Origin of the sequence: Neomoorella carbonis, assembly GCF_045278715.1 — a bacterium.
Taxonomy (GTDB): Bacteria; Bacillota; DSM-521; order Neomoorellales; family Neomoorellaceae; genus Neomoorella; species Neomoorella carbonis.
Genome location: NZ_CP136420.1, coordinates 353,507 through 365,813 on the forward strand (window position 1 = coordinate 353,507; position 12,307 = coordinate 365,813).

At 57.0% G+C, this 12,307-nt stretch carries 13 protein-coding genes, 2 tRNA genes and 1 riboswitch; of the genes, 9 read left to right on the top strand and 6 right to left on the bottom strand.

Annotated features, from left to right (window positions below):
• The first annotated feature begins 17 nt into the window (after positions 1-17).
• Positions 18-106: riboswitch (cyclic di-GMP riboswitch) on the top strand.
• A 70-nt stretch (positions 107-176) separates the two neighbouring features.
• Entirely contained in the window at positions 177-1,967 is a 1,791-nt protein-coding gene (locus MCACP_RS01875) for a methyl-accepting chemotaxis protein (RefSeq protein ID WP_406677712.1), read from the top strand.
• 41 nt (positions 1,968-2,008) lie between these two features.
• Here the strand turns inward: MCACP_RS01875 and MCACP_RS01880 are convergent, their stop codons facing one another.
• Positions 2,009-2,188, bottom strand: a complete 180-nt coding sequence (locus MCACP_RS01880) for a DUF1540 domain-containing protein (protein ID WP_406677713.1) — start codon at positions 2,186-2,188, stop codon at positions 2,009-2,011.
• A 165-nt stretch (positions 2,189-2,353) separates the two neighbouring features.
• Here MCACP_RS01880 and MCACP_RS01885 point away from each other — a divergent pair, with 165 nt between their 5' ends.
• From MCACP_RS01885 to MCACP_RS01905, 5 genes are all read left to right on the top strand, one after another.
• Positions 2,354-2,842 (top strand): chemotaxis protein CheW, encoded by a 489-nt coding sequence (locus MCACP_RS01885; protein WP_406677714.1) that lies wholly within the window; start codon positions 2,354-2,356, stop codon positions 2,840-2,842.
• Entirely contained in the window at positions 2,839-4,887 is a 2,049-nt protein-coding gene (locus MCACP_RS01890; protein WP_406677715.1) for a chemotaxis protein CheW, read from the top strand. The genes MCACP_RS01885 and MCACP_RS01890 overlap by 4 nt, the downstream gene beginning before the upstream one ends.
• Positions 4,871-5,923 (top strand): protein-glutamate methylesterase/protein-glutamine glutaminase, encoded by a 1,053-nt coding sequence (locus MCACP_RS01895; protein WP_406677716.1) that lies wholly within the window; start codon positions 4,871-4,873, stop codon positions 5,921-5,923. The genes MCACP_RS01890 and MCACP_RS01895 overlap by 17 nt, the downstream gene beginning before the upstream one ends.
• Positions 5,924-6,022: 99 nt before the next feature.
• Positions 6,023-6,961, top strand: a complete 939-nt coding sequence (locus tag MCACP_RS01900; RefSeq protein ID WP_406677717.1) for a radical SAM protein — start codon at positions 6,023-6,025, stop codon at positions 6,959-6,961.
• 170 nt (positions 6,962-7,131) lie between these two features.
• A complete protein-coding gene (locus MCACP_RS01905) occupies positions 7,132-7,449 on the top strand; it encodes a zinc-ribbon domain containing protein (protein WP_406677718.1) in 318 nt (105 codons plus the stop codon).
• A 69-nt stretch (positions 7,450-7,518) separates the two neighbouring features.
• Here MCACP_RS01905 and MCACP_RS01910 read toward each other — a convergent pair whose 3' ends face one another.
• Positions 7,519-8,601, bottom strand: a complete 1,083-nt coding sequence (locus MCACP_RS01910) for a coiled-coil domain-containing protein (protein WP_406677720.1) — start codon at positions 8,599-8,601, stop codon at positions 7,519-7,521.
• A 144-nt stretch (positions 8,602-8,745) separates the two neighbouring features.
• On the opposite strand from MCACP_RS01910, the gene MCACP_RS01915 reads away from it, so the two are divergent.
• Both MCACP_RS01915 and MCACP_RS01920 read left to right on the top strand, forming a co-directional pair.
• Positions 8,746-8,821, top strand: a tRNA-Ala gene (locus MCACP_RS01915).
• A 13-nt stretch (positions 8,822-8,834) separates the two neighbouring features.
• Positions 8,835-8,909, top strand: a tRNA-Val gene (locus tag MCACP_RS01920).
• 22 nt (positions 8,910-8,931) lie between these two features.
• On the opposite strand, the gene MCACP_RS01925 is transcribed toward MCACP_RS01920, so the two are convergent.
• From MCACP_RS01925 to lexA, 4 genes are all read right to left on the bottom strand, one after another.
• Positions 8,932-9,315: a tyrosine-type recombinase/integrase gene (locus MCACP_RS01925; RefSeq protein WP_406678656.1), complete on the bottom strand. Its 384-nt coding sequence runs from the start codon at positions 9,313-9,315 to the stop codon at positions 8,932-8,934.
• A gap of 3 nt (positions 9,316-9,318) precedes the next feature.
• Positions 9,319-9,765 carry a site-specific integrase gene (locus MCACP_RS01930; protein WP_406677721.1) on the bottom strand — a complete coding sequence of 149 codons (447 nt, stop codon included), beginning with the start codon at positions 9,763-9,765 and terminating at the stop codon, positions 9,319-9,321.
• A 44-nt stretch (positions 9,766-9,809) separates the two neighbouring features.
• Entirely contained in the window at positions 9,810-10,178 is a 369-nt protein-coding gene (locus MCACP_RS01935; RefSeq protein ID WP_406677722.1) for an Arm DNA-binding domain-containing protein, read from the bottom strand.
• 206 nt (positions 10,179-10,384) lie between these two features.
• On the bottom strand, positions 10,385-11,017 hold the full coding sequence (gene lexA, locus MCACP_RS01940) for a transcriptional repressor LexA (protein WP_406677723.1): 633 nt from the start codon (positions 11,015-11,017) through the stop codon (positions 10,385-10,387).
• 718 nt (positions 11,018-11,735) lie between these two features.
• Here lexA and MCACP_RS01945 point away from each other — a divergent pair.
• Positions 11,736-12,296: an HNH endonuclease gene (locus MCACP_RS01945; protein WP_406677724.1), complete on the top strand. Its 561-nt coding sequence runs from the start codon at positions 11,736-11,738 to the stop codon at positions 12,294-12,296.
• The last annotated feature ends 11 nt before the right edge of the window (positions 12,297-12,307 follow it).

A 12,307-nucleotide genomic window follows, 5' to 3' on the forward strand; every position in this document is an offset into this window, starting at 1 on the left:
GTGAAAATAGAAAAAATTCCCCGAAAAGGCAAACCTGCCGAAAGGCAGGGGCGCAAAGCTACAGGGTCTAAAGCCCGGCTACGGGCCAGGACAGCCAGTTGCCGCGGGTGGAACGGGGCTACCCAGGGGGTAGCTTTTATTATTTATTAAACAGCTGGAGGAGGGAGTTTCCATTTATGCGTCTGCACTTATTTAAAAAAAAGGGCCGGGCAAAGCAACCGGCAGGGCAAGAGACGCCCGGAGCACCCCGCCCGGGAAGGGCGCGGGCAGGTTTTTTCAGCCGCTGGCGGCTGGGGGCCAAATTAACAGCCGGCTTTATTCTTATCATCGCCATCTTTGTCGCTGTGGTAGTCGACGTCAATTTTAATCTCCAGCAGGTAGACCGGCTTACCCAGGAAGTAACCCTGGCCAATGAGCAGAACATGCTCTTTAACGAGATGACCAACGCCGTCTGGGATGCCTATCGCCGGGCCACCGATTACATAATCAACGGTTCCCAGACCCATGTGGGGGCCTTTGACGATGCCATGAAGCGTTTCAGCGACGCCCGCGCCCGGCTGGAACAACAACAACTCGACAGCCAGACAGCCGGGTATCTCGCCGCCATGAACCAGGCCTCCAAGAGTTTTACTGACACCTTTAAAAACAGTATCTTGAACACCAGCCAGGAAGACCGCATGGCGGCCCTGCCCATTTTGAGCTTCCAGATGGGGGCATCCCTGGATAATATCAATAACATCGGTAACCACATGGCCCGAGGTATAGCTGAGGAAACAGCCAGAGCGGAAGTTCAGCTGCTAGCGGCCGTCAGGCGCGTCCAGGTTACTTTACTTGGCGGTTTAGTCCTGGCCCTGCTCCTGGGCCTGCTGGTAGCATGGCTTATCAGCCGCATGGTCGGTAAATCCCTGGGCCAGGTAGCTGCCTACGCTGCGCGGATCGCCGGCGGTGATCTCACTGCCGAACCCCTTCATGTTATAACCAACGATGAGGTGGGCAAGCTGGCCGCCGCCTTCAACACTATGGGAGAAAACCTGCGCCAGCTTATCGGCCAGGTGCGGGATATGACTAACCAGGTGGCCTCGGCCAGCCAGGACCTGGCCCGCATGTCCCAGGAGCTGGGAGACGCCGCCCGCCAGGTGGCTGCCACCACCCAGGAAATGGCTAAAGGCGCCGAAGACCAGGCCCAGCAGGTCAGTGAGACGGCCGCAGCGACTGACGCCCAGGTGACCAGGGTGGAAGAAGTCCACCGCAACACCGAGGATATGGCAGCCGCCTCCGACCAGGCCGCGGCTAAGGCCAGCGAAGGTGCCCGGGCGGTGGCCGAAGCCACCCAGCAAATGGAGGCCATCTCCAGGCGCATGGAAAGCCTGGCCAGGGCTGTAGAGGAGCTTGGAGCCCGTTCCCAGCAGATTGGCCAGATTGTAGGTGTTATTTCCGGCATTGCCGAGCAGACCAATCTCCTGGCCCTGAATGCGGCCATTGAAGCGGCCCGGGCCGGGGAACAGGGACGCGGCTTCGCCGTCGTGGCCGATGAGGTGCGGAAACTGGCCGAGCAGTCCGCCGAAGCCACCAAGCAGATTGTCAGCCTGGTGCAGGAGATCCAGCGGGAGACAGAGCGCGTGGTCAACAGCATGGCCGAAGGCTCTAAGGATGTCCGCCAGGGGACGGAAGTGGTGGGCCGGACGGGTATGGCCTTTGTCGCCATTGAACAGTCCATCCAAACCCTGGTAAGCAAGATTAAAAATGTAGCTGCTAAGGCGGAAGAGATGTATGCTGGCTCCCGCCAGGTCAAAGGACGGGTCGAAAGTATAGCCGCCGGTATTGAAGAAATGGCTGCCAGCACCCAGCAGGTTTCCGCCTCCACGGAAGAGCAGACAGCTGCCGTGGACCAGATCAGCCAGGCGGCCCAGCAGCTGGCCGTCGCCGCAGGTAACCTGGAAAGGGCGGTGGCCCGGTTCAAACTATAATATAGTGCCTGGCTGCGGCTTTTCTGGCTTCGCCTTCTGCTTCAGACGCGGGCCTGGAAGGTTTCACACTCGGTATCGCGGTCGTTGTGGGCGCTGGAGGTATTTGGCGTTCCCTGGACGGCTACGGTAATATTATCGGCCTGGCACTTGCCGTCCTGCCAGTAGATGCAGTTGGCCACCCGGCACTTGACTTTAGGAGGCATATTCATCACTCCATCCATATTTATAACCAGGCAGGTAAACCCAGTCTTACGCCCGGTTACCTGGAAACAGGCTTTGCCCAGTAACTTTAGCCTGACCGGGGAAGGATAAAAATATGCCTGCTCCCAGAGGAATTTCCCTTACGATGTAGAATTTACCTGTGAGAGAAAGAGGGTGAGATATAAATGGCAACGGAAACAGCAGCGGAAATCCAGCTGGTTGTTTTCCAGCTGGCCGGTGAAACTTACGGCGTTGATATTAACCACGTCCAGGAAATCATCCGCATGCAAAGCATTACCCAGATTCCTCGAACCCCGGCTTTTATCGAAGGGGTAATCAACTTACGCGGCCGCATCATCCCGGTGATTGACCTCCATAAACGTTTTGACCTGCCACGGGCCGACATCACGAATAATACCAGGATTATGGTGGTGGAACTGGGGCGGGTGACGGTAGGCATGATTGTCGATTCCGTGTCCGAAGTGTTGCGCCTACCGGCTGCCAGCATTGAGCCGCCTCCTCCCATGATAAGCGGCATTGATGTGGCCTATCTCAAGGGTGTGGGCAAGTGGAATGAGCGGCTGATTATTCTCCTGGACCTGGAGCGGGTGCTGCGTGAGAGCGAGCAGCGCCAGCTGGAACAGGAAATAGCTACCGGAGTGGATGCAAGATGAGCGAGCTGGATATGTCCCAGTACCTGGGTATTTTCCTCGATGAAGCCGGGGAGCAGCTCCAGCAGCTGGATGAAGCCATTGTCAAGCTGGAGCAAACCCCCGATGACCTTGACCTGCTAAACACCATCTTCCGGGCGGCCCATACCCTGAAGGGTTCTTCTGCCTCCATGGGTTTTAACCGTCTGGCCACCCTCACCCATCGCATGGAAAACGTCCTTGAACTCTTACGCCAGGGGAAACTCGCCGTTTCCCGGGAGATCATTGACATCCTCCTGGCCAGCCTTGACAGGCTGCGGATGTTAAAAGACAGCATTGCTGCCGGCAACGGGGAAGAGGGGGAGATAGGAGATATAGTCGCCCGCCTGGAAGCCGTCCTGGCCGGCCAGGCGGGGGCCAGTCACGGGGAAAAGGCGCCTGGCGGCGAGGCCCTCACCCTTGACGATGTTGAGGAGAACGTCATCCGCGCAGCTCAAGCGAAAGGGTTTCAGCCTTATGAGATCCGGGTGCAGCTCGAAGAAGGTTGCCAGATGAAAGCGGCCCGGGCCTACCTGGTATTCAACAATCTCAAGGACGCCGGTGAGATAATCAAAAGCGTTCCCCATACCCAGGAGCTGGAAGCCGAGAAATTTGACGATACTTTTACCCTGCTCATTGTCAGCCGGGAAGATGCCGATACCCTGGCCAATATCGTCAAGTCTATATCAGAAATTAAAGATGTAACGGTGCGACCTATTATCCTCGCGGAGGAACATGAGGCGGCAGCGGGAATCCCTGCCGCCGGCCAGGGCCGGGTTGCGCCCGGCGCCAGGGCCAATGGACGAGCAGGGGAACTCCGCGTCACCCAGACAGTACGGGTGGATGTCCAGCGCCTGGAAAACCTTATGAACCTGGTCGGCGAACTGGTTATCGACCGCACCCGCCTGGCCGAAGTGGGCAATGGGTTAAAAAGCCGCTTGGGCAACGAAGAGCTCCTGGAAACCCTGGAAGAAGTCTCCCTGCACATTGGCCGCATTACTTCCGATCTCCAGGAAGAGATCATGAAAGCGCGCATGTTTCCCATAGACCAGGTCTTCAACCGTTTCCCCCGCATGGTCCGGGATCTGGCCCGGAAGGCCGGCAAAGAGATCGACTTTATTATTGAAGGCCGGGAAACGGAACTGGACCGCACGGTTATTGAGGAAATCGGCGATCCCCTCATCCACCTGCTGCGCAACGCCATTGACCACGGCATTGAAGAGCCGGCAGCCAGACTGAAAGCCGGCAAGCCCCGTCACGGCACGGTTCGCCTGCGGGCCTTCCACCAGGAAAACCAAATTGTCATAACCGTAGAAGACGACGGCGCCGGTATGGACCCGGAAAAGATAAAAGCCAGGGCCGTAGCCAGGGGGCTGATCAGCCGTGAGGCGGCCGCCAGGCTGGGTCCCCGGGAAGCCCTGGATCTCATTTTCCTGCCGGGCCTTTCCACTTCAGATAAGGTCACTGATGTTTCCGGCCGCGGTGTGGGCATGGATATTGTACGAAACCATCTGGAAAAGATCAACGGCACCATTGACATCCGCACCACCCCCGGCAAGGGAACGTGTTTTACCATAAAGCTGCCCCTGACCCTGGCCATTAACCGTTCCCTCCTGGTCCAGGCGGGAGGGCGAGTTTATGCCTTCCCTCTGGCCAATGTGGTCGAAATTATCAGCATCACCCCGGCCGACATCCAGTACGTCCACCGCCAGCAGGTGGTAGTCGTCCGCGGCCGGGTGCTTCCCCTCATATACCTGGGCCAGGCCCTGGGCCTGGCCGGGGCTGTACCGGCGGGGGAAAGTTATGCCGTAGTTATTGTCGGCCTGGCGGAAAAACAGATCGGCTTTATTGTCGACAATCTTATCGGCGAGCAGGAGATTGTCATCAAATCCCTGGGGAATTTTATCGGCAAGATACCGGGCATTGCCGGGGCCACCATCATGGGTGACGGCAGCGTAGCCCTGATCCTGGATGTCCGCAGCCTGGTGGATAACCTGGGGGTGGAGGCGAGCCGTGAACTGGCCAGTTAAGGTACTGGTCGTTGACGATTCCGCCTTTAGCCGGCGGTTGCTGATTGACATCTTAAAATCCGACCCCGGCATCCAGGTGGTGGGTTATGCCCGTAACGGCAGGGAAGCCCTGGAAAAAGTCGCTTCCCTGCAGCCCCAGGTGGTAACCCTGGACCTGGAAATGCCGGTCATGGACGGCCTGGAGACACTGAAAAACCTCATGGCCAGCACTCCGGTGGCCGTCATCATGCTCTCCGCCCATACGGCCGCCGGGGCTGAAGTGACCATTCAAGCCTTGGAGCTGGGTGCTGTAGATTTTGTCCTGAAACCGGTAAAACCCGGGGACATAAAAGACCTTGCCAGGATCTTGCCGGAAAAAATCAAGGCTGCGGCCAGGGTGCCGCTAGGGCGTCTCTGCCGGGGTAAACCTTGCCGGGAAATTATCCCGGCACCTTTTATCTCTCCCCAGCAGGGCCGGGTAGAGGTTGTCGCCATTGGCACCTCCACGGGAGGGCCGGCGGCGCTGCAGCAGATCCTGACTGCCCTGCCCGGCGACCTGCCTGCCGGCATCGTAATTGTGCAGCACATGCCCCCGGGTTTTACCGGCCCCCTGGCCCGGCGCTTAAATGAGCTGGCGGCCCTGGAAATCAGGGAAGCGATGGCAGGGGATGTCGTCCGGCCCGGACTGGCCCTCATCGCCCCGGCAGGTAAACAAATGCTCCTGGAACGGCACGCCGGCAGCGTCCGGGTGCAGCTGGCTGAAGAGGCCGGAGTGCCCACCCTCTTTAAGCCGTCGGTAGACGTGCTGTTGCTCTCCGTGGCCAGGATATACGGCAAAAGGAGCCTGGGGGTGATACTTACGGGTATGGGGAACGACGGCGTCCGCGGCCTCAAGGCTATTAAAGAACAGGGCGGTCAGGTTTTAGCCCAGGATGAAGAGACATGTATCGTCTACGGCATGCCCCGGGCAGCGGTGGAAGCCGGCCTGGCCGACCAGGTCCTGCCTTTGCCGGCCATAGCCGGGGCTATCGTATCCCTGGTTGCTCCGCGCCCTTAATTTCCTGTGTTGCACTGGATATTTGCCTGCTGCCGGCCATTTTTTGACGACTATTACAAAAACTTCGCCGCCGTGGCTTTCATAGGTGGCTGTATTTGAATGCATGCCACGGCTGCTTACCTTTTATTTGCCAAAATCGGAGGAGAAAAGCGGCAGGTGGACGTTTTAAAACACTGCAACCTCTGTCCCCGGGCCTGCGGGGTTAACCGTCTGGCCGGTGAACGCGGTTTTTGCCGGGCCGGAGCCCGGCCGAAGGTAGCTAAAGCCTTCCTGCATCACTGGGAAGAGCCCTGCCTGAGCGGGACCAGGGGATCCGGTACGGTATTCTTTTCCCACTGCAACCTGCGCTGTATTTTCTGCCAGAACTACCGCATCAGCTGGCAGGGCAGGGGCCAGGAAATAACGGTGGCGAGTTTGAAGGCCCTTTTCCTTGAACTTCAGGCTCGCGGGGCCCATAACATCAACTTGGTATCCCCGACACCCTACAGCCCCTTTTTAATTCCCGCCCTGCGGGAGGCCAGGGAAGAGGGGCTAAAAATCCCGGTAGTTTATAACTGCAATGCCTATGAAAGCACAGACTCCTTACGTTCCCTGGAAGGCCTGGTGGATATTTATTTACCAGATCTTAAATATCCGGACCCGGAAACTGCCGGGCGTTACAGCCATGCGGCTGACTATTTTAATGTGGCCACGGCAGCCATCCTGGAGATGCAGCGCCAGGTCGGCACCCTGGTCCTCGATAATGACGGCCTGGCGCGGCGGGGTCTTTTAATTCGCCACCTTGTCTTACCCGGCCACGCCAGGGCCGCCTGCCGGGTGTTGGACTGGATCAAGGCCACTTTGCCCCGGGAGACGCATATCAGCCTGATGGCCCAGTATGTGCCCGTCTGGCAGGCCGCGCGCTGCCCCGAGATTAACCGCAAGCTTACGGCTGCCGAGTATGAAACTGTCCTCGACTACTTTGAAAACCTTGGCCTCGAAAATGGCTATTATCAGGAGTTAGAGGCAGCTACAACGGCCTATATCCCTGATTTTTAAGATTACAGGCTTAAACGGAGTTGCAAAATTTTAGGAGCTGCGCTATACTAAAAGAGCCTCTAAAGAACGTTGGCCTGGCCTACTACTAACTATCTCCCCTGGGATAGTCCTGGTAAGTATGGTGCATGCCCCGTTGGCTTTAGGGAGACTATCTTGTGGGGAGAAGTAAGATGCTTTATCAGGACAAAACCTTGACCTGCAAAGAATGCGGCAAAGAGTTTATCTTTACGGCCGGACAGCAGGAATTTTTTGCTGAGAAAGGTTTTACCAATGAGCCGTCCCGGTGTCCCGAGTGCCGGGCCGCCCGGAAAGCGCGCCAGGGCGGTAGCCAGAGGCGCAACGATTTCCGAACCGGTCCCCGGCAGATGTACAGGGCCATATGCAGCCAGTGCGGTTCCACGACGGAAGTGCCCTTTGAGCCCCGTGGCGACCGGCCGGTATACTGCCGCGACTGCTACAGCAGCATGAGGTACAGGAATTACCGTTAGCTTGGGAAGCCTGCGAAGGGCTTTATATGAAACCCGGCTGGGCACTGAAGCCGGGTTTCGTGCTGGTTGCTATCTTTCCAGGACCAGGACCATCTTCCCCGGTTCCAGGAATATATTTTTAAATTTTAGACCATAATCCGGCGGCGGTAAATTCAGGGTCAGGTTGTCCCGCGGCAGGAGCTCGGTCCAGGTGGAGGGATCAAGGGACAGGCCGGCAAAGGCCACATTTTGCGGTGTAAATAGGAGCTGGTGGGGGCCGTAAACGCTGAGGGCACCCTGGATCTCAAAGTCAGGTCCCGGGATTTTTATAACTTCACCTGGCAGGACCAGGCGGATGTCCTGCAACTGTTCTTGCGAACCCAGCAGGGTTTTATTGAGGTTTTGCTGGCTGAAGACAGCTACTACCTCGCCCCGGCCTAAATCAACCTGAACGGAATCCGGCCGCAAGCTTCGCCAGGGCAGGGCTGGTAACTGCTGCAAAAGATAATGTAAAGCCGGCAGGGCCCCGGCCCAGGCTTTCTCCAGGGCCAGCAGGTCCCGGGCCCAGGTGGTATTCTGCTGGCGCAGGGCATTAAGCTTCTTTTCCTGTTCTTCCTTTAGCGCCGCCAGAGTTTTTTGTGCCGCCAGGCAGGCATCCCGGGCCTGCTCCAGTTCCCTTTCTTTGGCCGCCACCAGGTTGCTTTTTTCCCGGGCCAGACTGGCCAGGGCCAGGTTATGACGGACGATGCCGTAGAAGTGACCGGCCAGGCGCTTTAATAATTCCCAGCGGATAAAAAAATCCGGCAAGTTGTTGCTGAAAAAAGCAGCCGTTATAAAGGGAGAAGAGCCGTAGATGTAAAAAAAGCGTAAACTGCGGCCGAAATCACGGCGTCCGGCAGCCAGATCAGCTTCCGCCCGGTCCTGGGCGGCCCGGGCAGCCCGCAGCTCTTCCTGGACGATTTCCAGGCGCTTTGCCAGCTCCAGGTTCTCGGCAGCGGTCTTTTGCAACCGCGCGTCCAGGCGCAGGATATCCTGCAGGATACGGTTTTCCTGGTTCTTGCTGTCCTGAAGGCGCTGCCGTAAGGCATCTTTTATATCCACGGCCCCGGAGGTGGGGATATTAACTGGTAATAAAAAAAAGAAAATCGTCAGCCAAACTATCCGGCGGCGCATTGTTCTCCCTCCCGGGGTATTATATTCGCCAGGGAAAGGTTAAATCCTGCTGGCAATGGAAAAAAATGTAAATTTTAGCATCCATTAAGTCGACCTTGACAGGCTTGTATGAAAAGATTATAATAAAACCTGCATTGATAGTAAGGGCGTGTAGCTCAGTTGGGAGAGCGCTAGAATCGCACTCTAGAGGCCAGGGGTTCGAATCCCCTCACGTCCACCAAAAGGTTTTATAGGGGCGCGTAGCTCAGTGGGAGAGCGCTTGACTCACATTCAAGAGGTCGCAGGTTCAATCCCTGCCGTGCCCACCAGGTATATCAAGGCTTCTCGGGTTTACCGGGAGGCTTTTTTCTTTTCCAAATCGGCGTTTGGTGCCCGATTGGTGCCCAAATTATTTTCCGGCTTTTCACCGGCGCTCAGCAGCAGATCCAGCTTTGCCGCCGCCTGCCTCTTCAGGTCCAGGGAGACGTGGGTGTAAATATCCGAAGTGACGGCGATCCTGCTGTGGCCGAGCATCTCCTGAACGGTCTTTAAAGATTCACCCAGCTCCAGGAGCAGGGTAGCAAATGTGTGCCGGATATCGTGGAACCGCACGCGGGGTATGCCGGCGCGCGCTAGCATTTTCTCAAAGTGGCGGGTGAAGTTCCGCGGGTCGATAGGCCGGCCGGTTTCCAGGCAGAATACCAGGCCGTTGTCCTCGTAGGACCCGCCCAGCAGGAGCTATTCCTGGTTCTGCCTGGCTTTATGGCGCTTCAGCTCGGTCAGGGCGTACTCGGGAATGGAGACGGTGCGTCGCGACTGGGGGGTCTTCGGCTCCTGGAATACTAGCCTGGTCTTCCTCTCACCGGGGGCGGCCCCGTGGTTTCGCACCCGGACCAGGTTCTGCTTTACGCTCAGCACCCCGGCCTTCAGATCCACGTCCTGCCACCTCAGGGCCAGAAGCTCGCCCCGCCTCAGGCCGGTGGCTACCTCCAGCAGGATGGCGGGGTAGAGCCTGTCATCCTTTACGGCAGTAAGCAGGCAGTCGACCTGCTCCCGGGTGAGGGGGGAAATTTCTTTTTTCTCTTCGGCCGGCAGCACGGTCGCCTCGCTGACGTTGCAGGCCACGAGGCCATTTTTAACCGCCTGGTCCAGGGCCTCGTGGATAACGGTGTGGATATAGCGCACCGTCCGGGGGGAGAGCCCACCTTTACCGTCTGCCCGGCCCTGCTTCAGCTTTTCATTGTAAAGGTGCTGCAGGTGCTCGGGCGGAGATCCTTTAACAATAGGTTACCGATAGACGGCTTAATGTGCCGGCGGGTCAGGGTTTCGTAGCTGTCCCAGGTGGTAGGACGCAGGTGGGGCTTCATGTATTCGTTCAGCCAGGTGTCGAGCCAGGCTCCCACCGTCATCTTGCTAGGGTCCGTGTAGGTCCCCTGCTCCAGCTCCAGCAGCAGGCGGGCCATTTCCTTCTCGGCTTCCCTCTTGCTGCCCTTAAAGGCCCGCTTGATCCTTTTCCTTTTCCCCGTCCTGGGGTCTTTCCCGGCTTCGATGACGATGGTCCAGGTGTTTTTGCTTCGTTTTTCTAAATGTCCCGGCATACAGTCACCTCCAGGATAATTTAAAAGGGGGCCATATCCTTCATCATCTTCTACCTCCCCGGGGGCCGGGTTTCCTGGCGTCCGGGGCGGCGGACGGCGCGGGGGAAATGCGGTGGGCTGGCCATCCCCACCACCTCGGCTGCAGCCCCGGCCCCGCTGCCCGTACCGCGGCCGTGCTCACCGCCTTTTTGCCGCTAACCCCGCCCCTACAGCTTGAACCTCACCTCCTTCACCACGCCGATGACGCGCACGTCCTCGCCCCTGACCACAATCGGTCGGTAGGCGGGGTTCTCCGGCTTTAAGATCACCGAATCGTTGCTGCGGTAGACGCGCTTGAGGGTAGCTTCCTCGCCGTTGATCATGACGACGGCGATCGCCCCGTCTTCGCAGGTGTCCTGCTGGCGCACCAGGACCAGGTCACCGTCGTAAATGCGGGCGCCGACCATGCTGTCGCCCTTGACTTTGAGGTAAAAGTACTCGCCACCCCGCACCTCCTCGGCGGGGAGGAACTTGGTGTCGATGATTTTTTCTTCGGCCATGACAGGCTCGCCCGCCCTGATCACCCCCAGGACCGGCACCGGGACCAGGTCCCGCGCCGGCAGAAAATCGCTTTCTTTGTAAATGCCGCCGGGAGCACTGTCATAATCACGCCCCATGAGGCTGTCCAGGCTGCACCCCAAAATGTTGGCGAGTTTGAGGAGTATAGCCTCGTCGGTGAACCGCTCTCCGGCTTCATACTTCGTCACCGCCGATCGGGATACACCCACGGCATCGGCCAGCTCCTGCTGGGAAAGGCCCTTTTTCTTCCGGTAGAACTTAAGCCGGGCGGCAAAGCTCATATGTTCCACCTCCTTCCGCGGTAATTCTAAACAATGGGCAGTTAACCTTCTGCCCAACTGCACCTTCCTTTTCTTTAGCAGGTTCCGGCGGGTATTAACTGTAAACCTCAAAATGCCGCCTGCGGTATTCCTCTCTATTTTCCTCTAACGTTTTGCTCCAGTCAGGCTTCCAGTTCACCAGATCCAAACCATCAATCTTGCTCACCGGACAGCACCCCCGGCTGTGGCCCGCAAAAATGGTTTTAACTGCGGCCTCGCCTTGCCGTCAGCCGCCGCTTACCCTTCCTTTTCTTTCTTTGCCTACAGTAGTTTAACCGCGGCGTCGGCCCACCGGGCCTATGTCCGGCCCCTCACGGCCGGGCCGCCCCTGTATCTTAAGTGTCCGCCAGGTAATACGTTTTTGACCCGACTATAGGGGACGGTAAGCCTGGATGGAGAATAAAATAAATAGGCCAGGGATATCACGTTCAAGAAGTTTGCTAATCATAATAGAAACCGCCAGGATTAACGTCTGGCAGTTTTCAGTAAGATAATCTGTTACACCCGATAATTAGCAGGAAAATTTGGGAAGATGACGAATTGAAACGAAAGGTGAGAGCGATGGTTTTTAACCCTGGTCTTCATCCTGGCGATATTATCGATAACCAACGTCTAACGGTGTGATCAGGACATAAATTTTATGCAGAATAAAACCCTGGCTGAATCGCGCCATAATGGGGTGGAAGTACACCTTTTTGAAGTGTTTGAGCCAGGGCAGTATACCTATATAGGTCGGGTAGAATTAACTGGGGAACCCTATCAGGAGCGCCAACCTGATGCCGCTGGTAACCCGCGACAAGTATGGGTTTTTCCCCTGCGGGTAGTGGATGTGGTAGCTCCCGTGGCTATCCCTGCGGAACTAATAAACAGGAGATTGGAAGAAAAAGAGAAGCAAGCCAGAAGGTTGGACGAGCAAGAACTCCGGCGCCGCATACACTTTTCTCGTCCAGAAGCAGCTTCAAGAAAGGTGACCATAACCACCTATGAACGTAACCCTTATGTAGCTGAATACGCTAGGCGGCGCGCTAATGGAAGATGTCAACTTTGCCATAAACCTGCGCCATTTTTAAACCCAGATGGGGAGCCTTATTTAGAAGTTCACCATATAGATTGGCTTTCCCGCGGCGGGGAAGATACAATAAATAATACCGTCGCCCCTTGCCCTAATTGTCATCGTAAGATGCATATTTTAGATTTGGCGGTTGATAGGGAGAAGCTAAAAAGAGAAATCAATGGTTAATCGGAGGACAA

What these genes read in the sequence shown, in the direction of transcription:
- MCACP_RS01875 (WP_406677712.1), top strand. Translation starts at nt 177, where the DNA reads ATGCGTCTGCACTTATTTAAAAAAAAGGGCCGGGCAAAGCAACCGGCA.
- MCACP_RS01880 (WP_406677713.1), bottom strand. Translation starts at nt 2,188, where the DNA reads ATGGATGGAGTGATGAATATGCCTCCTAAAGTCAAGTGCCGGGTGGCC.
- MCACP_RS01885 (WP_406677714.1), top strand. Translation starts at nt 2,354, where the DNA reads ATGGCAACGGAAACAGCAGCGGAAATCCAGCTGGTTGTTTTCCAGCTG.
- MCACP_RS01890 (WP_406677715.1), top strand. Translation starts at nt 2,839, where the DNA reads ATGAGCGAGCTGGATATGTCCCAGTACCTGGGTATTTTCCTCGATGAA.
- MCACP_RS01900 (WP_406677717.1), top strand. Translation starts at nt 6,023, where the DNA reads ATGCATGCCACGGCTGCTTACCTTTTATTTGCCAAAATCGGAGGAGAA.
- MCACP_RS01905 (WP_406677718.1), top strand. Translation starts at nt 7,132, where the DNA reads ATGCTTTATCAGGACAAAACCTTGACCTGCAAAGAATGCGGCAAAGAG.
- MCACP_RS01910 (WP_406677720.1), bottom strand. Translation starts at nt 8,601, where the DNA reads ATGCGCCGCCGGATAGTTTGGCTGACGATTTTCTTTTTTTTATTACCA.
- MCACP_RS01935 (WP_406677722.1), bottom strand. Translation starts at nt 10,178, where the DNA reads ATGCCGGGACATTTAGAAAAACGAAGCAAAAACACCTGGACCATCGTC.
- lexA (WP_406677723.1), bottom strand. Translation starts at nt 11,017, where the DNA reads ATGAGCTTTGCCGCCCGGCTTAAGTTCTACCGGAAGAAAAAGGGCCTT.